Annotated in this window: 21 protein-coding genes; 12 read left to right on the forward strand and 9 right to left on the reverse strand. The window is 59.0% G+C overall.

Annotation, left to right across the window (positions count from 1 at the left end; genetic code table 11):
- Window positions 1–138: 138 nt before the first annotated feature.
- The 10 genes from AB3G35_RS02505 to AB3G35_RS02550 all read left to right on the forward strand — a co-directional run bounded on the left by AB3G35_RS02505 (window position 139) and on the right by AB3G35_RS02550 (window position 9,985).
- Entirely contained in the window at window positions 139–1,035 is an 897-nt protein-coding gene (locus tag AB3G35_RS02505; RefSeq protein ID WP_095040801.1) for a LysR family transcriptional regulator, read from the forward strand.
- A gap of 436 nt (window positions 1,036–1,471) precedes the next feature.
- Entirely contained in the window at window positions 1,472–2,593 is a 1,122-nt protein-coding gene (locus AB3G35_RS02510) for a Re/Si-specific NAD(P)(+) transhydrogenase subunit alpha (RefSeq protein ID WP_016782957.1), read from the forward strand.
- Between the two features lie 11 nt (window positions 2,594–2,604).
- Window positions 2,605–2,928: an NAD(P) transhydrogenase subunit alpha gene (locus AB3G35_RS02515; protein WP_003438157.1), complete on the forward strand. Its 324-nt coding sequence runs from the start codon at window positions 2,605–2,607 to the stop codon at window positions 2,926–2,928.
- Complete coding sequence (locus tag AB3G35_RS02520; protein WP_095040802.1) at window positions 2,925–4,361, forward strand: NAD(P)(+) transhydrogenase (Re/Si-specific) subunit beta; 1,437 nt, start codon at window positions 2,925–2,927, stop codon at window positions 4,359–4,361. Before AB3G35_RS02515 ends, AB3G35_RS02520 begins: the two co-directional genes overlap by 4 nt.
- Before the next feature lie 181 nt (window positions 4,362–4,542).
- Window positions 4,543–6,033: an acetyl-CoA hydrolase/transferase family protein gene (locus AB3G35_RS02525; protein WP_016782955.1), complete on the forward strand. Its 1,491-nt coding sequence runs from the start codon at window positions 4,543–4,545 to the stop codon at window positions 6,031–6,033.
- Between the two features lie 318 nt (window positions 6,034–6,351).
- The gene (locus tag AB3G35_RS02530) at window positions 6,352–6,567 is read left to right on the forward strand and encodes a DUF1127 domain-containing protein (protein WP_086799449.1); all 216 of its coding nucleotides are present in this window, start codon (window positions 6,352–6,354) and stop codon (window positions 6,565–6,567) included.
- 301 nt (window positions 6,568–6,868) lie between these two features.
- The gene (locus tag AB3G35_RS02535; protein ID WP_016782953.1) at window positions 6,869–7,186 is read left to right on the forward strand and encodes a DUF2388 domain-containing protein; all 318 of its coding nucleotides are present in this window, start codon (window positions 6,869–6,871) and stop codon (window positions 7,184–7,186) included.
- Window positions 7,187–7,386: 200 nt separating this feature from the next.
- Window positions 7,387–7,680, forward strand: coding sequence for a DUF2388 domain-containing protein (locus AB3G35_RS02540; protein ID WP_016782952.1), 294 nt, complete (start codon window positions 7,387–7,389; stop codon window positions 7,678–7,680).
- 26 nt (window positions 7,681–7,706) lie between these two features.
- Window positions 7,707–8,027, forward strand: a complete 321-nt coding sequence (locus AB3G35_RS02545; RefSeq protein WP_016782951.1) for a DUF2388 domain-containing protein — start codon at window positions 7,707–7,709, stop codon at window positions 8,025–8,027.
- The gene (locus tag AB3G35_RS02550) at window positions 8,024–9,985 is read left to right on the forward strand and encodes a DUF4105 domain-containing protein (RefSeq protein ID WP_095040804.1); all 1,962 of its coding nucleotides are present in this window, start codon (window positions 8,024–8,026) and stop codon (window positions 9,983–9,985) included. Before AB3G35_RS02545 ends, AB3G35_RS02550 begins: the two co-directional genes overlap by 4 nt.
- Before the next feature lie 108 nt (window positions 9,986–10,093).
- On the opposite strand, the gene AB3G35_RS02555 is transcribed toward AB3G35_RS02550, so the two are convergent.
- From AB3G35_RS02555 to AB3G35_RS02585, 7 genes are all read right to left on the reverse strand, one after another.
- Window positions 10,094–10,984, reverse strand: a complete 891-nt coding sequence (locus tag AB3G35_RS02555) for a response regulator (RefSeq protein ID WP_369782279.1) — start codon at window positions 10,982–10,984, stop codon at window positions 10,094–10,096.
- 77 nt (window positions 10,985–11,061) lie between these two features.
- Window positions 11,062–11,823 (reverse strand): phosphate signaling complex protein PhoU, encoded by a 762-nt coding sequence (gene phoU / locus AB3G35_RS02560; RefSeq protein ID WP_016782947.1) that lies wholly within the window; start codon window positions 11,821–11,823, stop codon window positions 11,062–11,064.
- An 85-nt stretch (window positions 11,824–11,908) separates the two neighbouring features.
- Window positions 11,909–12,742: a phosphate ABC transporter ATP-binding protein PstB gene (pstB, locus tag AB3G35_RS02565; protein ID WP_016782946.1), complete on the reverse strand. Its 834-nt coding sequence runs from the start codon at window positions 12,740–12,742 to the stop codon at window positions 11,909–11,911.
- A gap of 155 nt (window positions 12,743–12,897) precedes the next feature.
- The gene (gene pstA, locus AB3G35_RS02570; RefSeq protein ID WP_016782945.1) at window positions 12,898–14,568 is read right to left on the reverse strand and encodes a phosphate ABC transporter permease PstA; all 1,671 of its coding nucleotides are present in this window, start codon (window positions 14,566–14,568) and stop codon (window positions 12,898–12,900) included.
- Window positions 14,569–14,583: 15 nt separating this feature from the next.
- On the reverse strand, window positions 14,584–16,869 hold the full coding sequence (locus AB3G35_RS02575) for an ABC transporter permease subunit (protein ID WP_016782944.1): 2,286 nt from the start codon (window positions 16,867–16,869) through the stop codon (window positions 14,584–14,586).
- A gap of 217 nt (window positions 16,870–17,086) precedes the next feature.
- Window positions 17,087–18,073: a phosphate ABC transporter substrate-binding protein PstS gene (locus tag AB3G35_RS02580; RefSeq protein ID WP_016782943.1), complete on the reverse strand. Its 987-nt coding sequence runs from the start codon at window positions 18,071–18,073 to the stop codon at window positions 17,087–17,089.
- 167 nt (window positions 18,074–18,240) lie between these two features.
- Window positions 18,241–19,530, reverse strand: a complete 1,290-nt coding sequence (locus AB3G35_RS02585) for an MFS transporter (protein WP_016782942.1) — start codon at window positions 19,528–19,530, stop codon at window positions 18,241–18,243.
- 373 nt (window positions 19,531–19,903) lie between these two features.
- Between AB3G35_RS02585 and AB3G35_RS02590 the strand changes: the two genes are divergently transcribed.
- Together AB3G35_RS02590 and AB3G35_RS02595 are read left to right on the forward strand one after the other, a co-directional pair.
- On the forward strand, window positions 19,904–20,305 hold the full coding sequence (locus AB3G35_RS02590; RefSeq protein ID WP_003438129.1) for an acyl-CoA thioesterase: 402 nt from the start codon (window positions 19,904–19,906) through the stop codon (window positions 20,303–20,305).
- Window positions 20,306–20,327: 22 nt separating this feature from the next.
- Window positions 20,328–21,227: a D-hexose-6-phosphate mutarotase gene (locus AB3G35_RS02595; protein ID WP_134050399.1), complete on the forward strand. Its 900-nt coding sequence runs from the start codon at window positions 20,328–20,330 to the stop codon at window positions 21,225–21,227.
- 112 nt (window positions 21,228–21,339) lie between these two features.
- On the opposite strand, the gene AB3G35_RS02600 is transcribed toward AB3G35_RS02595, so the two are convergent.
- Together AB3G35_RS02600 and AB3G35_RS02605 are read right to left on the reverse strand one after the other, a co-directional pair.
- On the reverse strand, window positions 21,340–21,876 hold the full coding sequence (locus AB3G35_RS02600; protein WP_106116861.1) for a DUF3299 domain-containing protein: 537 nt from the start codon (window positions 21,874–21,876) through the stop codon (window positions 21,340–21,342).
- A gap of 80 nt (window positions 21,877–21,956) precedes the next feature.
- Entirely contained in the window at window positions 21,957–22,205 is a 249-nt protein-coding gene (locus AB3G35_RS02605; protein ID WP_016782939.1) for a GlsB/YeaQ/YmgE family stress response membrane protein, read from the reverse strand.
- Window positions 22,206–22,264 lie beyond the last annotated feature (59 nt).

The following is a 22,264-nucleotide window of genomic DNA, read 5'->3' on the forward strand; positions in this document are numbered from 1 at the left end:
GATCAAATGTCGTGAGCCGATCCTAGGCCCCTTCTATATAGAAGGACAAACGAGGATTCGGCACCATGTTGTGATAATTTCTCACTCCGTGAACCGCAAGAAAGCCATTTCTGACTGTATTTAGTGAGGAAGCCGTACATGCGCCGCAAGATCCCCAGCACAACCGCCCTGATCAGCTTTGAAGCGGCTGCGCGCCATGAAAGCTTCACCAAGGCCGCACAAGAGCTTTCCCTCACTCAAGGGGCCATTTGCCGACAGATCGCCAGCCTGGAAGAGTTTTTGAGTGTAGAACTGTTCCGACGCTCCAAGCGCGGGGTAAAGCTGACCGAAGCAGGCATCTCTTACAGCCGGCGCATTGCGACCCAACTGGATGCTGTAGAACGGGACACGTTGTCCGTCATGGGCCAACAAGGCGCCAATGTGATCGAGCTGGCCGTAGTGCCCACCTTCGGCACGCAATGGCTACTGCCCCGCCTCAAGGACTTCCAGCAACTGCACCCGGACGTCACGGTCAACCTGACCAACCGCACGCGCCCTTTCCTGTTCGCAGATACCGACTTCGATGCAGCCATCTACTTCGGGGATGCTGACTGGTCCGGCACGTCGTCCTACCGCCTGATGGGCGAAAACCCGGTCCCCGTGTGCAGCCCTGCACTACTGGGTTCGCACAAATGCCTCTCCCCGCACACCCTTGCCGAACTGCCCCTGCTGCAGCAAACCACTCGCCCCTACGCCTGGCGCCAATGGTTCAACGCCCAGGACATGAATGTGCCCCGCGACATGACCGGCCCACGCTACGAGCTGTTTTCGATGCTGGCCCAGGCCGCCATGCATGAAATGGGCGTTGCGCTGATCCCACCGTTCCTGATTCAGCGCGAATTGGCCGAAAAGCGCCTGGTGATCGCCAATGACCGCAGCCTGCCCAGTACCAAGGCTTACTACCTGATGATCCCCGAACGCAAAATTGAGTCTGCCTCACTGCAGGCCTTCCGCGACTGGCTGATCAAGCAGGCCGAGGGCTACAGCCTGATTTAAAGGACCGCATCGTCCGTACAAACTATGTAGCGCACTACAAAAAAGCACTACATATATAAGTAAATGTCGCGTTTAAATACCCTGTACTTTGGTCTAGCTGGACAAACCTGCAAGCCAGTAACCACGCGGGCTACAGGGTATTTCTCAAAGTTATGCAGCGATAACCAAAAGAAATCTGAAAAAAACTCAAAAAACCTGCAAACCCCCTGAAAGCCATGTGTTTAAAGGGATGCAGCCGAGCGTTGCGACATTCGGTCACTGCATGACTTGTAGTTTGTATCTCGTCATCCTCCATAAGTCCTTGAAGGGCAAAAAAATTGCCAGCAGAATGCCCCGCCCCACCCATACTTTGGTGGGATCGTGCTGATCGGCCGCCCCAGTCGCACCATCCGTAGTGCGCTGGCTTTCTTATAAAAGATCACGCAGGAGATATGACGTGCACATTGGTGTTCCTCTCGAGACCCATACGGGTGAAACGCGGGTTGCTGCAACCCCGGAAACCATCAAGAAGCTGATCGGCCAAGGCCATAAAGTGACTGTCCAAAGCGGCGCCGGCGTTAATGCCAGCGTTATCGACAGTGCTTATGAAGCCGCCGGCGCAACTATTGGCAACGCTACAGATGCTTTCGGCGCAGAGCTGATTCTCAAGGTTGTCGCCCCCAGCGACAGCGAACTGGCCCTGATCAAAACCGGCACCGTGCTCATTGGCATGCTCAACCCGTTCAGCAATGAAACCATTGCCAAACTGGCCGAGCGTGGGATCACCGCCTTCTCTCTTGAAGCCGCCCCCCGCACTTCTCGTGCGCAAAGTCTTGATGTGCTGTCATCCCAGGCCAACATTGCCGGTTATAAAGCCGTCCTGATTGCTGCTCACCACTATCCGCGCTTTATGCCGATGCTGATGACCGCCGCCGGGACCGTTAAGGCCGCTCGGGTACTGATTCTGGGTGCCGGTGTTGCCGGTTTGCAGGCCATTGCCACTGCCAAGCGTCTGGGTGCGGTAATCGAGGCGTCCGATGTGCGCCCTGCGGTTAAAGAGCAGATCGAATCGCTGGGTGCCAAGTTTGTCGACGTGCCTTACGAAACCGACGAAGAGCGCGAATGCGCCGTTGGCGTAGGCGGCTATGCACGCCCGATGCCTGCCAGCTGGATGCAGCGCCAGGCCCTGGCCGTTCATGAGCGCGCCAAGCAGGCGGATATCGTGATCACCACAGCCCTGATTCCCGGCCGTAAAGCGCCCGTTCTGCTCAGCGCAGAAACCGTAGCGCAGATGAAACCGGGCTCGGTGGTCATCGACCTGGCTGCAGCCCAGGGCGGCAACTGCCCGCTGACCGTTGCCGACCAGGTCGTGGTCGAGCATGGTGTCACCATCGTTGGCCACACCAATCTGCCTGCAATGGTTGCCGCAGACGCTTCGGCGCTCTACGCCCGCAACCTGCTGGACTTCCTCAAGCTGGTCTTCACCCCCGAAGGGCAGTTCCAGATCAACCTTGAAGACGACATCGTCGCCGCGTGCCTGATGTGCCGCGACGGTCAAGTCGTGCGCAAAAACGGCTGAGGATAAAAACAATGGAAGAACTCATCTCCCCCGGTATCTACAACCTGATCATCTTCGTGCTGGCCATTTATGTGGGCTATCACGTGGTATGGAACGTAACCCCGGCACTGCACACTCCGTTGATGGCCGTCACCAACGCCATTTCCGCGATCGTGATTGTGGGCGCCATGCTCGCAGCCGCACTGACTGTCACCCCGCTGGGTAAAACCATGGGCACCCTGGCAGTCGCGCTGGCCGCCGTAAACGTATTCGGTGGTTTTTTGGTCACCCGGCGCATGCTGGAAATGTTCAAGAAGAAAGCACCTAAAGCCAAAGAAGAGGTGCGCAAGCCATGAGCATGAACCTGGTCACTGTTCTGTATCTGGTTGCGTCAATCTGCTTCATTCAAGCCCTCAAGGGCCTGTCGCACCCCACCACTTCGCGTCGCGGCAACCTGTTCGGCATGCTCGGCATGGGCCTGGCGATCATTACTACGGTCGGCCTGATTTATAAACTGGGCGCCGAAATTGCCACCGCCGGTATCGGCTATGTCATTGTCGGCCTGCTGGTCGGTGGCACAGCTGGCTCGATCATGGCCAAGCGCGTCGAAATGACCAAAATGCCTGAGCTGGTCGCCTTCATGCACAGCATGATCGGCCTCGCAGCCGTGTTCATTGCCATTGCCGCCGTCGTTGAGCCGCAATCGCTGGGCATCGTCAAACACCTGGGCGACGCCATTCCTGCGGGCAACCGTCTGGAGCTGTTCCTTGGCGCGGCCATTGGTGCAATCACCTTCTCCGGTTCGGTAATCGCCTTCGGCAAACTCTCGGGCAAGTACAAGTTCCGTCTGTTCCAGGGCGCGCCGGTACAGTTCGGCGGCCAGCACAAGCTGAACCTGGTGCTGGGCCTGGCCACACTGGGCCTGGGCATCACCTTTATGCTCACCGGCAACCTCAATGCCTTCGCGCTGATGCTGGCTCTGGCATTCGTGCTGGGTGTGCTGATCATCATCCCGATTGGCGGCGCCGACATGCCGGTGGTGGTGTCGATGCTTAATAGCTATTCGGGCTGGGCGGCAGCCGGTATCGGTTTCTCGCTGAACAACTCGATGCTGATCATTGCCGGTTCGCTGGTAGGTTCTTCGGGTGCGATCCTGTCGTACATCATGTGCAAGGCGATGAACCGTTCGTTCTTCAACGTGATCCTCGGCGGCTTTGGCGGTGCGGTAGACGCGGGTGGCCCGGCAGGTGCGCAAGAAGCTCGCCCGGTTAAATCCGGTTCGGCCGACGATGCCACGTTCCTGTTGATGAACGCCGATACCGTGATCATCGTTCCGGGTTACGGCCTGGCGGTGGCACGGGCGCAGCACGCACTTAAAGAGCTGACTGAAAAGCTGACTCACCGCGGCGTGACCGTGAAGTATGCGATCCACCCGGTGGCTGGCCGCATGCCAGGCCATATGAACGTACTGCTCGCCGAGGCCGAAGTGCCTTACGACCAGGTGTTCGAGATGGAAGACATCAACTCCGAGTTCGGCCAGGCCGACGTGGTGCTCGTACTGGGCGCCAACGACGTGGTCAACCCGGCGGCCAAGAACGATCCAAAATCGCCGATTGCCGGCATGCCGATCCTCGAAGCCTATAAAGCCAAGACTGTCATCGTGAACAAGCGCTCAATGGCCAGCGGCTATGCCGGCCTGGATAACGAATTGTTTTATCTGGATAAAACCATGATGGTCTTCGGCGACGCCAAGAAAGTTATTGAAGATATGGTTAAAGCGGTCGAGTAACATCCTGCCCCACAGCAATAACGAGAACCCCGGCGCTGTATTGGCCGGGGTTTTTCTTTTTCCAAGGAACCCGACCAAAGGCTCTAAATCGGCCGCTGGCATTCGACCATGGTAGCGGGACGAAAGGCTCTGAAAATGAATAGACTGCGCCTCTTGCTTCCGTTGCCCGAGATAACAATCCATGTACCGTGAACGTATTCGCCTGAACTCCCTGCACGATAAGGTCATGAGCGCCGAAGAAGCCGCCGCCCTTATCCAAGACGGCATGACCGTCGGCATGAGCGGTTTTACCCGTGCCGGTGAAGCCAAAGCCGTGCCCCAGGCCCTGGCCGAGCGGGCCAAGAAGTCGCCGCTGAAAATCACCCTGATGACCGGCGCAAGCCTGGGCAACGATCTGGACAAGCAATTGACCGAAGCCGGCGTACTGGCTCGTCGCATGCCGTTTCAGGTAGACAGCACCCTGCGCAAGGCGATCAACGCCGGCGAAGTGATGTTTATCGACCAGCATTTGTCCGAAACCGTTGAGCAACTGCGCAACAACCAGCTCAAGCTGCCGGACATTGCAGTTATTGAAGCAGTGGCCATTACCGAGCAAGGTCATATCGTTCCGACGACCTCCGTGGGCAACTCCGCCAGCTTCGCGATTTTCGCCAAGCAAGTGATCGTCGAGATCAACCTGGCGCACAACCCGAACCTGGAAGGCCTGCACGACATCTATATCCCGACCTACCGTCCGACGCGTACGCCGATCCCGCTGGTGAAAGTCGATGACCGTATCGGCAGCACCGCGATCCCGATTCCGGCGGAAAAAATCGTCGCCATCGTGATCACCAACAAGCCGGACTCGCCGTCCACCGTGTCCGAGCCGGACAGCGAAACCGACGGTATCGCCTTCCACCTGATCAACTTCCTGAAAGCCGAAGTTGAAGCAGGCCGCATGACCAACAAGCTCGGCCCGCTGCAAGCCGGTATCGGCAACATCGCCAACGCGGTGATGTGCGGCCTGATCGACTCGCCGTTCGAAGACCTGACCATGTACTCCGAAGTACTGCAGGATTCGACCTTCGACCTGATCGACGCAGGCAAGATGAGCTTCGCGTCGGGCAGCTCCATTACGTTGTCGGAACGTCGCAATTCGGACGTGTTCGGCAACCTGGAGCGCTACAAGGACAAACTGGTGCTGCGCCCGCAAGAGATCTCCAACCACCCTGAAGTGGTTCGTCGCCTGGGCATCATCGGGATCAACACCGCCCTGGAATTCGACATCTACGGCAACGTCAACTCCACCCACGTGTGCGGCACGCGGATGATGAACGGTATCGGCGGTTCGGGCGACTTCGCCCGCAACGCACACCTGGCGATTTTCGTGACCAAGTCGATTGCCAAGGCGGGCGCGATTTCCAGCGTCGTGCCAATGGTCAGCCACGTTGACCACACCGAGCACGACGTCGACATCCTCGTGACCGAGCAAGGCCTGGCCGACCTGCGCGGCCTGGCCCCGCGTGAGCGTGCACGCGTGATCATCGACAACTGTGTACACCCGGACTTCCGTGACGCCCTCAATGACTATTACGCCAGGGCCTGTGCGATTGGCGGCCACACGCCGCACATCCTGCGCGAAGCGTTGAGCTGGCATATCAACCTGGAAGAAACCGGGAAAATGCTGCCGTAACCCGCACGCTAGACAGCCGCTGACGTAAACACTGTTTCGTCAGCGGCTTTTTTATGACTGTATTTTAAAAAACTGTACTACTGTACTGGTCATTTCCCACCTGCAACACCCACTCTCCCTACCGATTTGGCCAATTTCGCACCATTTAAGTGCGGACAGGTACAGTTGTGCGCATTAATGCCCGTACAGCGGGCATAAACAGTTAACTGGCCCATTGCAATACAGATGAACTGTATCTAGAGACCCTCGACAAAGAGGAGGATCATTGGCATCAGTTAAACCACTAGCCAATGCCGCCACAAGCGGAAGGATGTCACCATGGAACGTACACTCAGTTCCGAACTGTTCAGCGAAAGCAACACTGTAAACACCCAGGCTTCCATGCCTTTGCGCGTACTGGCCAACCTGATGTTGTGGCAGCGCCGCATCTCCAGCCGCCATCAACTGGCTCGCCTGGACTCGCGTCTTCTGGCTGATGCCGGGATTAGCGAAGCACAGCGTTACGAAGAGCTGAGCAAGCCGTTCTGGCGCTGATTAGCGCTCGCTGGCCCTGACCACCGGTCCACCGCCAGCAACCCGAATTGTAAAAACAGAACCCGTCGCGGGTAACCGCTGACGGGTTTTGTCGTTTATGGCAGCGGGTTTTACCCACTTGCAAAGCGACAGGTACAGTTCTAAATTTACCTAAAACATATAAGTACAGTTAAGCAAATACCTGATCCAGAGCATCCTGGCGGTGACAACAGGTAAAACATCCTTTGCCTGATGCCACCCTGAGCCTACTATTCGGCCCATAACCGTCTACTTTCATAAGTTCATGTTCAGGAGTATTACCATGTCCACACTTCGCCTACTTAGTGCAGCGGCTTTGCTGGCCGTTGCTGCCAGCGCCAACGCCACAAGCTTCATCGCGACCACCGATGGCATCGTGGGCACCCTCAAGGCCACCACAGACCTGACATCGGATGCCACCGGTTCGTTTCGCGATAACAAGATCGTGCGTGCAGCCCGCGACGACGCAGCCAGCTTCGTGGCCAGCGAAGGCGCCATCCGTGGCGTGAAACTGGAAAGTGCCTTCGAGGCCATCCGCCAGCAAGCGCCACAGCTGCAGGCAACTGATGCACAACTGGCTCAGGCCATCCTGACGATCTGATCGGGGATTCTGTGGGAGCGGGCTTGCTCGCGATTCAGGCGCCCTGGTTTCTCAGGTAAACCGCGCCGATACAATCGCGAGCAAGCCCGCTCCCACAAGTACGGTGCCTGCATGAAGAAATCTTTCAGCAACGCCCCCACGCTGGCCCTACCCCGGCCATTACGCTAGCCTTGGCGCTCATTCAAACAGCCTCGAGACCCATGCGTTTTTCCTTATTAGCCCTGCTTGCACTCTGCTGGACTCAATCAGCCAACGCCTTCGACCTGACCACCCAAAATGTGGTGCTCAGTGGTTACGTCACCAGTAAAGTGACGTCTGCGCCGTTCGATCACAAACTCATACGTGCCGCCCGGGATGATGCCGCCGTCTTTATTGCCAGTGATGGCCAGACGAGAGGCGTACAGCTGGAGTCTGCCCTGGGTTATTTGCGCCAACACTCGCCAAAATTGAATGCCAGCGACCTTGAACTGGCGCAGTCAATTCTCGTCCAATAAATACCCGCTTTATCTGGAGAAGTTTCATGCGTAGCCCCCTGATTGTCGCCACCCTTGGCCTGTTGCTGCTGGCCGATGTGGCTCAGGCACAAACCGTCGTGCAAACCAGTAACATCATCGTGCGTGCTTTTGGCCGCACCATCGACTTTACGTCCGACACCACTACCTCGATCCGTGACTCCAAAGTCGTGCGCGAAGCCCACGACGACGCCGCCACTTTCGTCGCCAGCCAGGGCGACATTCGCGGTGTGCAGCTGGAAGCCGCTTTCAGCACCCTGCGCGATCGCGTGCCTGAAGCGCGCAACGCCAGCGATCATGACCTCGCTGAAGCCATCCTCGCACTGTGAAGCCACTCACGCGCTGGCTTGCCACCTGTGGCCTGCTGCTACTCGCCAGCAGCGCCCAGGCTGCGCTGCATCTGCAACTCAAGACCGAAGGCCTGAGCCCGGCTGAACAACAGGCCAGCCAAGCCCTGCTTGATGAAGCCATGCAGAGCCTGCCACCGCGTTTTATTGAACAACTGGACCGGCAGATTCTGGTGGGCTGGACCGATGACATGCCCGCCAACGCCTACGGCCAGGCGTCGCTGACCTCCGAGCTGGACCTCAACCGCAAGCTGCTGGCCGCACTCACCGACGGCTCGGCGGCCACCCAACAGACCCACCGCCCCCACGGCACTGTACGCCGGGAAATGCTCGCCACCGTGCTGCACGAGCTGACGCACATTTACGACCGCGCCCGCCTCTGGCCCGCCGCCGAACGCACACTGATCCGTCGCTGCGCCCGGCAAAGCAGCAACGCAGGGCTGATTGGCCTGCCCGATCAGTGCCGCGGGCAGACCGAGCGCCGCTTTACCCTTAGCGATGACCCGCGCCTGCTCGACCTCGCTGGCTGGCAGCAATATGTGGGCCGCCGGGGTGAACGCGAGCAAGACAACCACCAGATCGTGCGCAGCCCGGATCTGTACGAAGTCAGCAGCCCCAAGGAATTTGTCGCGGTCAATATGGAGTACTTCCTCCTCGATCCGGCCTACGCCTGCCGCCGCCCGGCGCTGTATCGCTACTACCAGCAACATTTCGGCTGGGCGCCTGCCGCCAAGGATGAATGCCCCAAGGGCTTTGCCTTTCTCAATGCCGGCAACGATTTCGCCAAGCAGCCGCTGGGGACCGTGGACCCGGAGCGGGTGTACGCCGTCGACTACCTGCTGGCCGAGGCCAACCAGGAATGGGCCAGCCGCTGGGGGCACAGCATGCTGCGCCTGGTGATCTGTGCGCCCGGTCGCCCACGCGGGCCAGACTGCCGGCTCGACCTGCAGGAGCATCTGGTGTTGTCCTACCGGGCGTTCGTCAATGACGTACAACTCTCCAGTTGGGACGGCCTGACTGGCGCCTACCCTTCACGACTGTTTGTATTGCCGCTGGCCCAGGTGATCGACGAATACACCAAGACCGAACTGCGCAGCCTGGCGTCGGTGCCGCTCAAGCTCAGCCGAGCGGAAATCGAGGAAGTGGTCGAGCATGCCGCCGAAATGCACTGGAGCTATGACGGCAACTACTATTTCATCTCCAATAACTGCGCGGTCGAAACCCTGAAGCTGCTGCGCAGCGGCAGCGACAATGCCCGGCTCAAGGGCCTGGACAGCATCATGCCCAACGGCCTGCTGGACGTGCTCAAGGCTCGCGGGCTGGCCGATACCAGCGTGCTGGACGACCCCAAGGAAGCGTTGCGCCTGGGTTATCGCTTCGACTCCTACCGTGATCGCTACCAGGCGATGTTTGATGTTCTCAAAACCCGCTTGCCGATCAAGCAAACCACAGTCGAAGACTGGCTGGCCCTTGATGCCGTGCAACGCCGGCCGTGGATCGAGCAGGCCGACCTGCGCGCCAGCGCTGCTTTGTTGCTGCTGGAGCAGGCCAGCTTTCGCCGGCAACTGTTGCTGGCCCAGGATGAGGTCAAACAGAAGTACCTGGGCGCGCGCGCGCTCAAGGATGGCGGCATGGACAAGGCCAACAAGACCCTGCAAGAGATTCTCGCCAGCAGCGGCTTCCTGAGCCGCCCGGCTGAATTGCTCGGTAGCGGCGGCTACGGCCTGCCGCAAACCAAGGAATGGGAAATGCTCGAGTCCGAAAGCAGCCAGCGCCAGCAGCAACTACTGCGCCTGACCACCGACCTGGACAAGGAAGTGCGCAGCCTGCTGGAACCGGCGCGAGCGGCCGAGATTGCCGCTACCGAAGCCAACGTCAAACAGATCGGTGAACGTTTGCGGGCCATTCACAAGGCCTCGGGTGGGTTGCAGTTGCCTTGATGCACACATGACCTGTGGGAGCGGGCTTGCTCGCGATGCAGACGGCGCGGTCGCTCGGTCAAACCGCATCGATTCCATCGCGAGCAAGCCCGCTCCCACAAGAGCAGCTCACGCACCCGGCACAAAATGCTTTTGCGCCGTGCCGTGGGCGATCAGCCGCGACAGGTAATTCATTTTGTCGGCATCCTGGTCGACAAAGCGGAAGGTCAGTTGCAACCAGGCGCTGTCCGGTTTTGGCTCGAATGCCACGATGGCATGCAGGTAACCGTTCAAGCGCGCCACCTCGGCGTTCTCGCCCTGCTCAAGGTCCAGTACGGCACTGTCCAGTACCTGAGGAAGCACTTCACTGCGACGCACCACCAGCAGCGCTTCCTTGAGGCTCAGCGCCTTGATCACGCACGCCTGGGTGCCGCTGGGCAAACGCAGTTGCCCCTGGCCACGGCTGGTCAGTGCCGGCGCCGCCGCAGGGGCCGGGCGCGGAGTCGGGGCAACAGGCGCGGGGGCTGCCGCCGTGGCCGTCACGACCTGGGCCTTGCCGCCGGTCAACGCATTCAGTGAATCATTGCCAAACGCCGAGCTAGCCCGCGCCGGGGTGCTGGCCATCACGGCGCTCAACAATCCCGCCTTGGTGAACGCCTTCTTCACCTTCGACAGCAACTGCTCATTGGTGAAGGGCTTGCTGACGAAATCCGAAACCCCGGCCTGGATGGCCTGGATCACGTTCTCTTTGTCACCGCGGCTGGTGACCATGATAAACGGCAGCGTTTTCAGCCGGTCTTGCTCACGGCACCAGGTCAACAGCTCAAGACCGGACATCTCCGGCATTTCCCAGTCGCACAGCACCAGATCGAAGGCTTCACGCGACAGCAAGGCCTGGGCTTTACGGCCGTTGACCGCGTCTTCGATCCTGATGCCCGGGAAGTAGTTCCGCAGGCAATTTTTAACCAGATCACGAATAAACGACGCGTCATCTACCACCAGCACACTAACCTTGCTCATCGACTGCTCCTTGGATATGAACGCCCGAAAACCAAAACGCCCGGCATTGAGCCGGGCGTTTTTTAGATCGGGCTGTCCTATTTATCGTCAGGCGACGGCGCAACATTAGCGTTATCGCCACCCGTACCCTGAACTTCTTCGCGCATGCGCTTGAGGCCCATGTGCCGCACGTCCGTGCCGCGCACCAGATAAATCACCAGTTCCGAGATATTGCGGGCGTGGTCGCCGATTCGTTCCAGCGAACGCAGTACCCAGATAATGCTCAGCACGCGTGAGATAGAACGCGGATCTTCCATCATGTAAGTGGCCAGTTCGCGCAGCGCGGTCTTGTACTCGCGGTCGATGATTTTGTCGTATTGCGCCACCGACAGGGCCAGGTCGGCGTCGAAGCGGGCAAACGCATCCAGTGCATCACGCACCATGTTGCGTACCTGGTCGCCAATGTGACGCACCTCAACGTAGCCGCGCGGCGCCTCACCCTCTTCGCACAACTGGATGGCCCGGCGGGCGATCTTGGTCGCTTCGTCACCGATGCGTTCAAGGTCGATCACCGACTTGGAGATGCTGATGATCAAGCGCAGGTCAGAGGCCGCTGGCTGACGACGGGCCAGAATGCGCAGGCATTCCTCGTCGATATTGCGCTCCATCTGGTTGATCTGTTCATCGATCTCGCGCACCTGTTGCGCCAGCCCCGAGTCAGCCTCGATCAGTGCGGTGACTGCATCGTTGACCTGCTTCTCGACCAGGCCGCCCATCGCCAGCAGGTGGCTGCGCACGTCTTCGAGTTCCGCGTTGAACTGCGCGGAAATGTGATGGGTGAGGCCATCCTTTGAAATCATGGTTCTGCTCCGCAAAAGCTGTGAGCTGCGCGCTGTAAGCGGCCAGCCGAATTATCGTGACATCGAACGGGCAATGCCGCTCAGACTAGCCATAGCGCCCGGTGATGTAGTCTTCGGTCTGCTTTTTGGCCGGGTTGGTGAACAGCGTGTCAGTGTCGCCGTACTCGACCATCTTGCCCATGTACATGAACGCCGTGTAATCCGAAACCCGGGCCGCCTGTTGCATGTTGTGGGTCACGATGACGATGGTGAACTTGGACTTGAGTTCGTAGATCAGCTCTTCGACTTTCAGCGTCGAGATCGGGTCGAGTGCCGAGCACGGTTCATCGAGCAGCAACACTTCGGGCTCGACCGCGATGGTACGCGCAATCACCAGACGCTGTTGCTGGCCGCCGGACAGGCCCAGTGCCGAGTCGTGCAGGCGGTCTTTGACTTCGTCCCACAACGCCGCGCCCTTGAGGGCCCATTCGACCGCTTCGTCGAGCACGCGTTTTTTGTTGATGCCCTGAATGCGCAGGCCATACACCACGTTTTCGTAGATGGTCTTTGGAAACGGGTTGGGCTTCTGGAACACCATGCCGACGCGACGACGCAGCTCGGCCACATCCTCGCCCTTGCGGTAGATGTTGTTGCCGTACAGGTTGATCTCGCCTTCGACGCGGCAGCCGTCCACCAGGTCGTTCATGCGGTTGAAGGTGCGCAGCAGCGTGGACTTGCCACAGCCGGACGGACCGATAAACGCCGTTACCCGTTGCTTCGGGATATTCAGGCTGACGTCGTACAGTGCCTGTTTTTCACCGTAGAAAAGATTCAGGCCGGGTACTTCAATGGCCACTTCTTCGTTGGCCAGGTTCAAGCTTTGTTTGGTGCGACCCAAGGCGGACATGTTGATGCCGTGGGCTGAGGATTCATGCTGCATGGGTTGCTCCATACGCTAAAAATTCGTTTCGGTTTTTCAGTCACCGGGTTTCTTCTGTGGGAGCGGGCTTGCTCGCGATTCAGGCACCTCGGTTTCACGTTGAAACCTTACCGATACCATCGCGGGCAAGCCCGCTCCCACAGGTCTTGTGTCTATCAGCTATCCAGCGCCTTGTACTTCTCGCGCAGGTGGTTACGAATCCATACGGCCGACAGGTTCAGGGTCGCGATCACCAGTACCAGCAGCAGCGCCGTGGCGTATACCAGCGGTCGGGCCGCTTCGACGTTGGGGCTCTGGAAGCCGACGTCATAAATATGGAAGCCCAGGTGCATGATCTTCTGGTCAAGGTGCAGGTACGGATAGTTGCCGTCCAGCGGCAGCGACGGCGCCAGCTTGACCACACCGACCAGCATCAGCGGTGCCACTTCACCCGCAGCACGGGCCACGGCGAGGATCATGCCGGTCATCATGGCCGGGCTGGCCATCGGCAACACGATTTTCCACAGGGTTTCCGATTTGGTTGCACCCAGCGCCAGCGAGCCTTCGCGCACTGTACGCGGGATCCGCGCCAGCCCTTCTTCGGTGGCCACAATCACCACCGGCACAGCCAGCAACGCCAGAGTCAGCGAAGCCCACATCAGGCCCGGCGTACCAAAGGTCGGCGCCGGCAATGCTTCAGCGAAGAACAGACGGTCAACCGAGCCGCCCAGCACATACACAAAGAAACCCAGACCAAATACGCCGTACACAATGGCCGGTACACCCGCCAGGTTGTTCACCGCGATCCGGATAACCCGGGTCAGGGTGTTTTGCTTGGCATATTCACGCAGGTAAACCGCCGCCAGCACGCCAAACGGCGTCACGATCACCGCCATGATCAGGGTCATCATCACGGTACCGAAAATAGCCGGGAAGATCCCGCCCTCGGTGTTGGCTTCACGCGGGTCCTGGCTCAGGAATTCCCAGATATTGCTGAAGTACATCGCCAGTTTCTGCCAGCTGTTCATGGCGTTCGGCTGGTAGACCTTGACCACTTTGCCAATGCCGATTTCCAGCTCTTTACCGTTGGCATCGCGGGCCGTGAGGCTGTCGCGGTTGAACTGTGCATGCAACTCGCCCAGCCGGTCTTCGATGGCCTTGTAGCGTGCGTTCAGCTCGGCGCGCTCGGCTTCCATGTCGGCCTGTGCCTGCGGCGTCAGCTTGCCTTCCAGTTCCAGCTTGCGACCGTGCAGGCGGATGCGCTCCAGCCCGTAGTTGATCGCACCGATATCTTTCTTCTCAAGCTGGCTCAGTTGCGAGGCCAGGTCATTGACCCGCTTGACCCGCGCTTGCAGCTCCGGCCAGGCCGCAGCGCCTTCTGCCACCACCTTGCCGTTTTCCTTGACGTTGACCAGGTAGCCGTAGAAGTTGCCCCACTCGCGGCGCTCAATGGCCATCAACTCGGGTGGCGTGCTCTGGTTGGTCAGCCACTCGCCGACCACCCAGGTAAAGTCATTGCCGTTCAAGTCACGGTTGCCGACCTTGATCAGCTCACGGGTCATGAACTCCGGGCCTTGTTCCGGTACCGGCAGGCCCGCGCTTTTCAGACGCTCGCGGGGCACTTCTTCCTTTTGCACCACTTCGCCGATGACCAGGTGATTGGCATCACCCGGCACGTTGTATTCAGCGTGGATCAGATCGGCCGGCCAGAAGTGACCCAGGCCACGCACGGCGATCACCGACAGCAGGCCGATGGTCATGATGACGGCGATGGACACTGCACCACCGCTGATCCAGACGCCTGGCGCGCCGCTCTTGAACCAGCCTTTGAGGGAATTCTGTTTCACAGACTTCTACCTTCCTTAAAGCGACGAATATTTCTTGCGCAGACGCTGACGGATCAGCTCGGCAAGAGTGTTCATGATGAAGGTGAACAGCAGCAGCACCAACGCCGAGAGGAACAGCACACGGTAATGACTGCCGCCCACTTCCGACTCCGGCATTTCCACCGCCACGTTCGCCGCCAGGGTACGCAGGCCTTCGAACAGGTTCATTTCCATGACCGGGGTGTTACCGGTGGCCATCAACACAATCATCGTCTCGCCGACCGCACGGCCCATACCGATCATCAGTGCCGAGAAGATCCCCGGGCTGGCGGTCAGGATGACCACGCGGGTCATGGTCTGCCACGGCGTGGCACCCAGCGCCAGCGAACCCAGGGTCAGGCCGCGAGGCACGCTGAACACGGCGTCTTCAGCAATGGAGTAGATGTTGGGGATCACCGCGAAACCCATCGCCAGGCCGACCACCAGGGCGTTGCGCTGATCGTAGGTGATGCCCAGGTCGTGGGAGATCCACAGGCGCATGTCGCCACCGAAGAACCAGGCTTCCATAAACGGGCTCATGTACAGCGACAGGCCACACACAAACAGGATCACCGGGATCAGGATCAGGCTTTCCCAGCCCTCCGGCACACGCAGGCGGATCGACTCGGGCAGGCGGCTCCAGCTGAAGCCCGCCACCAGAATGCCGATCGGCATCAGCACCAGCAGGCTGAAAATACCCGGCAAGTGGCCTTCCACATACGGCGCCAGAAACAGGCCGGCGAAGAAACCGAGGATCACCGTCGGCATCGCTTCCATCAGTTCGATCACCGGCTTGACCTTGCGGCGCAGGGTCGGTGCCATGAAGTAAGCGGTGTAGATCGCTGCAGCAACGGCCAGCGGAGCCGCCAGCAACATCGCGTAGAACGCAGCTTTCAAGGTACCGAAGGTCAATGGCGCAAGGCTCATCTTCGGTTCGAAGTCAGTGTTGGCGGCGGTCGATTGCCAGACGTATTTAGGCTCGTCGTAGTTCTCGTACCAGACCTTGCTCCACAGCGCGCTCCAGGACACTTCCGGGTGCGGGTTTTTCAAGGTCAGTGGCAGCAGCTTGCCGCCCTCTTCCACGATGATGCGGTTGGCACGCGGCGACAACGCCATGATGCCAGGGCCTTCGGCAACCTTCTCGACCAGCAGGGTGCGGTGTGCAGTGCTGTGGAACACACCGATTTCGCCGGCCGCATCCAGGGCCAGGAAGCCCTTGCGGCGTTGCTCGGCGGTGATTTCAACAATCGGCGAAGTGCCCATCTGGAAGCTGCGGATATGCTTGAAGCGCTGCTCGCCATCCGGGTCGCGGGCCATGAACCACTGGCTCAGGCCACCCTTGGAATCGCCAAAGATCAGCGAGATACCGCCCACCAGCTGGGTGCTGGCGGTGATCTCGGTGGTTGCGTCATCCACCAGCTTGTAGCGACCGTTGAGGCTTTTGTCGCGCAGGCTGAACACATCGGCCTGGGCGCGATCATTGATCACATACAACCACTGCTGACGCGGGTCGATATACAGCGCTTTGACCTTCGCGGTCATCTGCGGCAGGTCGATACGAGTCTCGGTGTTGGTGACCTCATCGGTCATCATGTTTTCTTCGCGGGCCAGTGACAGCACATTCAGTTTCGAGCCCGTGGAGCCGGCCAGCACCAGCGTTGAATCGTTGACGCTGAGGTTGACGTGATCCAGTGCACCACCCTGCGGGTCGAGCACGATTGGCGTTTCGCCATACGGGTACTCAATCGCCGGGGTGATGGTCTTCTTGCCATCGGGGTAGCTGACTTTATAGCTGTGACGGAACACCAGCGCCTGACCGTTGGACAGGCCCAGTACCACCACCGGGTTACCCGGCTGGTCTTCGCCCAGCGAAGTCACTTGCGTACCGGCCGGCAACGGCAGGTTGACCCGCGACAACTCTTCGCCGTTCTTCGCGTTGAAGAACAACACCATGCCCTTGTCGGAGACCCGCATGCCGACCTGGTTTTGCTCCTCGACGGAGATCATCAGCGGCTTGCCGGCGTCCTGCATCCATACGGGCGTGATCGCCTGCTTGGCGTTCAGGTCGGCGCCCTGGAACAGCGGGTAAACCACATAGCCCAGGAAGAAGAAAATCAGGGTAATTGCGCCGAGCACGGCAAGCCCGCCGATAAATACATACCAGCGGGTCAGGTGGTCTTTAAGCGCGCGGATACGGCGCTTGCGCTGCAGTTCAGGCGTATTGAAATCAATGCGCTTGGGAGCGGATGTCGTAGTCATTGGGGAATTGGCCAGATCATTCATGCGCACACCCTAGCGGTCCTGTATGACAGAAAGATGACAAAGCAGTGACGCAAAAAATCCGCCGCCCGACGGTGCTGGCAGCGGAATGGAAAATTTGGTGAAGCGGTTGCGTGGCAACCCTGTGGGAGCGGGCTTGCTCGCGATGGCATCAACTCAACAGGCCTGATGTACCGCGTTGCCTGAATCGCGAGCAAGCCCGCTCCCACATGGCGTCTACTTATGCGCCTTCTTTCAGACCCAGGTCAGCCAATGCTTTGGCAGCGACCTTGGCTGGCAGCGGGATGTAGCCATCCTTCACGACCACTTCCTGACCTTGCTTGGACAGCACCAGCTTGATGAACTCGGCTTCCAGCGGGTTCAGCGGCTTGTTCGGCGCCTTGTTCACGTACACGTAGAGGAAACGCGACAGCGGGTATTTGCCGTTCAGTGCGTTTTCTTCGGTGTCTTCGATGAACTCGGTGCTGCCTTTTTTAGCCAAAGGCACGGTCTTCACGCTGGCGGTTTTGTAACCGATGCCCGAGTAACCGACGCCGTTGAGCGAGCTGCTGATCGACTGCACAACCGAAGCCGAACCTGGCTGTTCGTTCACGTTAGGCTTGTAGTCGCCTTTGCACAGGGCTTCTTCCTTGAAGTAGCCGTAAGTGCCGGATACCGAGTTACGACCGAACAGTTGAACCGGCTTGTTGGCCAGGTCGCCGGTCACACCCAGGTCGCCCCAGGTTTTAACGTCGGCTTTGGCGCCGCACAGACGGGTCGAAGAGAAGATCGCATCAACCTGTTCCATGGTCAGGTGCTTGATCGGGTTGTCCTTGTGCACGAACACGGCCAGGGCATCCACGGCTACCGGGATAGCGGTAGGCTTGTAGCCGTACTTCTGCTCGAAGGCAGCCAGTTCGTTGTCTTTCATTTTGCGGCTCATCGGGCCCAGGTTAGCGGTGCCTTCAGTAATCGCAGGCGGCGCAGTCGAAGAACCGGCAGCTTGAATCTGGATGTTTACGTTTGGATATTCTTTTTTGTACGCCTCGGCCCACAAGGTCATCAGGTTCGCCAGGGTGTCAGAACCAACGCTGGACAGGTTGCCCGACACACCAGTGGTCTTCACGTAGGGCTGAATAGCCGGGTCAACACCAGCGGCAACCGCATTGGCAGTTGCAACGCCTGCGGCGACAAAAGTCAGGGCCGCCATCACACGCTTCAGTTTCATGCCTTACTCCTAGCAAACGGGGTTAGATGAATCGGGGGCCAGTATCTGCAGGCCATGTGACTACTCTATGAACCGATTGTGACAATTAGATGAAAGGCCATCATTCGTTACAAATGATGGCCTTCGGGGGAGAGGCGGACGAGGTGTTGCGGCGGATCAGGCCTGGATCAGCGGCCCTTTTTCCACAGATAAGCGCCGACCACCAGGCCCATCGTGCAAATGATTGCCACGTAATACGCCGGGCCCATCGGGCTTTCCTTGAGCAACAGGGTCACGGCCATCGGGGTCAGGCCGCCAAAAATGGCGTAGGCCAGGTTGTAGGAAAACGACAGACCGCTGAAACGCACCACGGGCGGGAAGGCTTTAACCATTACATAAGGCACGGCGCCGATGGTGCCGACAAACAGGCCGCTCAAGGCGTACAGCGGGAACAGCCAGTCCGGGTGTTGCAGCAGGCTGTGGTAGAAGGTCCACGATGTAATCAGCAACCCGGCACAACCGATCACAAACACCTTGCCCGCCCCAAAGCGGTCAGCCAGTGCGCCCGAGGCGATGCAACCCAGGCTCAGGAAGACGATCGCCAGGCTGTTGGCCTGCAACGAGGTGGTCGCTGAAAAACCATAAATGGTTTGCAGCACCGTGGGCGTCATCAGAATGACCACGATGATCCCGGCAGACAGCAGCCAGGTCAGCAGCATGGAGACCACAATCGCCCCGCGATGGTCGCGCAGCACGGTCTTGAGCGGGACTTCTGCCGCCAGCGCCTTGCGCAGCTGCAACTCGGCAAAGACCGGTGTCTCGTGCAACCAGCGACGCAGGTACACCGAGAACAGGCCGAACACACCGCCCATCAGGAATGGAATCCGCCAGGCAAAGTCAGACACTTCAGCCGGTGTATAGATCGTGTTGATTGCCGTGGCCATCAACGAACCCAGCAAGATGCCCGCCGTCAGCCCGCAAGTCAGGGTGCCACAGGCGTAGCCCACATGCCGTGGCGGTACATGCTCGGCCACGAACACCCAGGCCCCGGGCACCTCACCGCCAATGGCCGCGCCCTGGATCACGCGCATCAGCAGCAACAGAATCGGTGCCCACATACCAATCTGCGCATAGGTAGGCAGCAAGCCCATGATCAAGGTCGGTACGGCCATCATGAAGATGCTCAGGGTGAACATCTTTTTGCGCCCCAGCAGATCGCCAAAGTGCGCCATGACAATGCCGCCCAAAGGACGCGCCAGGTAACCCGCGGCAAAAATGCCGAAGGTTTGCATCAGGCGTAGCCACTCGGGCATATCTGCCGGGAAGAACAGTTTCCCGACCACGGTGGCGAAAAACACAAAAATAATGAAATCGTAAAACTCCAGCGCACCACCCAAGGCAGACAGCGACAAGGTTTTATAGTCATTACGGGTTAACGGCCGCGAAGGCGGTGCAGCACTGGAAGGCTCTGTGATCATGGGGTATTGCTTCTCTTATTAGGCGCGGCAAAAAGCTGCAACTTCGCCGGCAAGGGCTGGGCAGGTTTTGAAAGATAACAAATTGTTTGCAAAAGCACAGAGCTAGACGTGCAGCGCACCCAAAAAGCAGAATCCGGAGGTCGTCGGCCAGGCTGTCGCCCGATATACTCACGCTGTAAGAAACACTTGGTAACTTCTGAGGTTGCTGTGCGAAAACGCCCGCTGGACACTTCAGCCGATTTCGCAGAGTTTTCCCTTGGTGCGGCTTATGAAGAACGTGACGAACGTAGTATGTTCGGGCTGAATCGTTTTTCTAAAGACGCTTTTTCACCCGCAGTACTTATGATGAATCACGGGTCAGAGGCCCTTAGGCATGCTAGAGCTCGAACAAGAAGATCCAATCCCGCAAGGCGACCTGGCCTTGCAAATCACCGCCCTGCCGCGCGAGACCAATGGTTTCGGCGATATTTTTGGCGGCTGGCTGGTCTCCCAAATGGACCTGGCCGGTACCGCAATGGCCAGCAAGGTTGCCGGTGGCCGCGTAGCCACTGTCGCGATTGATCGTATGGCGTTTCTGGTACCGGTGGCGGTGGGCGCACAATTGTCGTTCTATACCCAGGCACTGGAGATCGGCCGCAGCTCGATCCAGATGATGGTTGAAGTGTGGAGTGACGATCCGTTGTCCAGCGAATGGCGCAAAGTGACCGAAGCGGTCTTTGTATTTGTCGCCATCGATGGCAGCGGCCGCACCCGCTCCGTTCCGCCACGCCGTTAAACCTATCAATAGAGAACCTGCCATGCACCACATTGAGTCAGTCACCCTGGATGAACTGGAGTGCTGGCACTTCCAGCATGGCCAGGCACAACTGCTGGTCGCCAAGCAAGGCGCGCAGGTTCTCAGTTATCAGGTGGGTGATGAGCCGCCAATCATCTGGCTCAACGAAAAAGCCCAGTTCAAGCAAGGCCACGGCATCCGCACCGGCGTACCGGTGTGTTGGCCCTGGTTCGGCAACCTGGCGATGAACCCGCAGAGCGTGCAGGCCATGCGCCACAGCGATGAGCCTGCCACGGCCCACGGCTTGGTGCGTACACGCGAATGGGAAATGCTGGAGATCGATGACGCCGGTGAAGCGCTGCATATTGAGCTGGGCTTGCCCCACATCGAAGGCGGCCTTCCCGGCTGGCCCCACGACGTGGCGCTGACCCTGAGCATCCGCCTCGACACCCAGCTGCATATCAGCCTCACCAGCCATAACCGCAGTGATATCCCGGTCAGTATCAGCCAGGCCCTGCACAGCTATTTCGCGGTCAGTGATGTGCGCAAGGTCCAGGTCAAAGGCGTCGAGGGCCTGACCTATATCGACACCCTCGAAGACTGGAAACGGGTTGAGCAAGCGGGCGAGTTGACCTTCAGTGGCGAAACCGACCGTATCTACCTCGATACCCCGCAACAGCTGAGCATTGTCGACCCAGACTGGTCGCGCACCCTTGAGCTGACCAGCCGTGGGTCGCGCTCGGCAGTGATCTGGAATCCGTGGATCGACAAGACCGCCACGCTCGGCGATATGGCCGCAGATGGCTGGCAGCGCATGCTGTGCATCGAAACCGCCAATGTGATGGAAGACATCATCACCCTGGCGCCGGGCGCCAGCCATACGTTGGGTGTGAGTATTGCAAGCAAGCGCCTGAGCGCCTGATACGCACTAAACCTCTGCAAGCAGGCTTGCCTGCGATGCTGGCGCTGCGGTCTGTCAGGTGAACCGCGCTGCTGCCATCGCGAGCAAGCCCGCTCCCACATCGTTCAGGGCGCTACAGGTCTTCCTCAACCACCACCCGCACCTTGCTGGCATCGAGCGCATAGGCCGCATCGGCCAGGTCATTGCTAACCTTCTCGACCTTCAGCGTGCCCATCACCCACAGCGGCGTGTAGATGTCGTCCAGCTTCAGGCCTTTGGGGTAGCGCACCAACACCAACTGATTGGGCGGCGGAGGCGGTACATGAATGCAGGCGCCCGGGTACGGCACCAGGAAAAACAGCGTGCTGCGCCCCTTGGCGTCTGTTTCCAGAGGCACAGGGTAGCCACCCAAACGGATATTCTTGCCGTTCATGCTGGCCACTGTCTTGCTCGAATACATCACCGCGGGCAGGCCCTTGCTCTGCTTCAATCCGCCCTTGTCGGTAAACGTACCGTTTGCCTCGGGCGAGTCATGGTCAATTTCGGGCATTTGCTCAAGGGCCACTTGATCCGACTTGGGCATCAGTTCCAGCCAGTCGGTTTCGGGCAATTCTGCCGCGTGTGCCAGGCCTGAGCCCAGCAAAAGAATAGTCAGGAGAAGACGGCGCATGCAAAACTCGACAGGTGAGAAATCAACGCGCACATCTTAGCTCTCTCTGCGGCTGGCGCAGAGAGAACCAAAGCGTTTAATCAGGACTTTTTCGACACCAGGCCGTAGATCACCAGCAAGATCACGGCGCCAACTACAGCACCGATAAAGCCGGCACCCTCGCCTGCCTTGTAGATACCAATCGCCTGACCACCATAGGTCGCCGCCAGCGAGCCGCCGATACCCAGCAGGATGGTCATGATCCAGCCCATGCTGTCGTCACCCGGTTTCAGGAAACGAGCCAGCAGGCCAACGATCAAGCCGATAAAAATGGTTCCGATGATGCCCATGGACGCGTCCTCTTGATTGATGGCGTTTTACCAAAGCCTAGTCAGCACTTTGGCATCAC

Origin of the sequence: Pseudomonas sp. WC2401, assembly GCF_041200115.1 — a bacterium.
In the GTDB taxonomy this organism is placed as follows: Bacteria; Pseudomonadota; Gammaproteobacteria; order Pseudomonadales; family Pseudomonadaceae; genus Aquipseudomonas; species Aquipseudomonas fragi.

Excerpts from the sequence above, each read along its gene's own strand:
- AB3G35_RS02505 (WP_095040801.1), top strand. The coding sequence starts at position 139 with ATGCGCCGCAAGATCCCCAGCACAACCGCCCTGATCAGCTTTGAAGCG.
- AB3G35_RS02515 (WP_003438157.1), top strand. The coding sequence starts at position 2,605 with ATGGAAGAACTCATCTCCCCCGGTATCTACAACCTGATCATCTTCGTG.
- AB3G35_RS02520 (WP_095040802.1), top strand. The coding sequence starts at position 2,925 with ATGAGCATGAACCTGGTCACTGTTCTGTATCTGGTTGCGTCAATCTGC.
- AB3G35_RS02525 (WP_016782955.1), top strand. The coding sequence starts at position 4,543 with ATGTACCGTGAACGTATTCGCCTGAACTCCCTGCACGATAAGGTCATG.
- AB3G35_RS02530 (WP_086799449.1), top strand. The coding sequence starts at position 6,352 with ATGGAACGTACACTCAGTTCCGAACTGTTCAGCGAAAGCAACACTGTA.
- AB3G35_RS02535 (WP_016782953.1), top strand. The coding sequence starts at position 6,869 with ATGTCCACACTTCGCCTACTTAGTGCAGCGGCTTTGCTGGCCGTTGCT.
- AB3G35_RS02540 (WP_016782952.1), top strand. The coding sequence starts at position 7,387 with ATGCGTTTTTCCTTATTAGCCCTGCTTGCACTCTGCTGGACTCAATCA.
- AB3G35_RS02545 (WP_016782951.1), top strand. The coding sequence starts at position 7,707 with ATGCGTAGCCCCCTGATTGTCGCCACCCTTGGCCTGTTGCTGCTGGCC.
- AB3G35_RS02555 (WP_369782279.1), bottom strand. The coding sequence starts at position 10,984 with ATGAGCAAGGTTAGTGTGCTGGTGGTAGATGACGCGTCGTTTATTCGT.
- phoU (WP_016782947.1), bottom strand. The coding sequence starts at position 11,823 with ATGATTTCAAAGGATGGCCTCACCCATCACATTTCCGCGCAGTTCAAC.
- pstB (WP_016782946.1), bottom strand. The coding sequence starts at position 12,742 with ATGCAGCATGAATCCTCAGCCCACGGCATCAACATGTCCGCCTTGGGT.
- AB3G35_RS02575 (WP_016782944.1), bottom strand. The coding sequence starts at position 16,869 with ATGAATGATCTGGCCAATTCCCCAATGACTACGACATCCGCTCCCAAG.
- AB3G35_RS02580 (WP_016782943.1), bottom strand. The coding sequence starts at position 18,073 with ATGAAACTGAAGCGTGTGATGGCGGCCCTGACTTTTGTCGCCGCAGGC.
- AB3G35_RS02585 (WP_016782942.1), bottom strand. The coding sequence starts at position 19,530 with ATGATCACAGAGCCTTCCAGTGCTGCACCGCCTTCGCGGCCGTTAACC.
- AB3G35_RS02590 (WP_003438129.1), top strand. The coding sequence starts at position 19,904 with ATGCTAGAGCTCGAACAAGAAGATCCAATCCCGCAAGGCGACCTGGCC.
- AB3G35_RS02595 (WP_134050399.1), top strand. The coding sequence starts at position 20,328 with ATGCACCACATTGAGTCAGTCACCCTGGATGAACTGGAGTGCTGGCAC.
- AB3G35_RS02600 (WP_106116861.1), bottom strand. The coding sequence starts at position 21,876 with ATGCGCCGTCTTCTCCTGACTATTCTTTTGCTGGGCTCAGGCCTGGCA.
- AB3G35_RS02605 (WP_016782939.1), bottom strand. The coding sequence starts at position 22,205 with ATGGGCATCATCGGAACCATTTTTATCGGCTTGATCGTTGGCCTGCTG.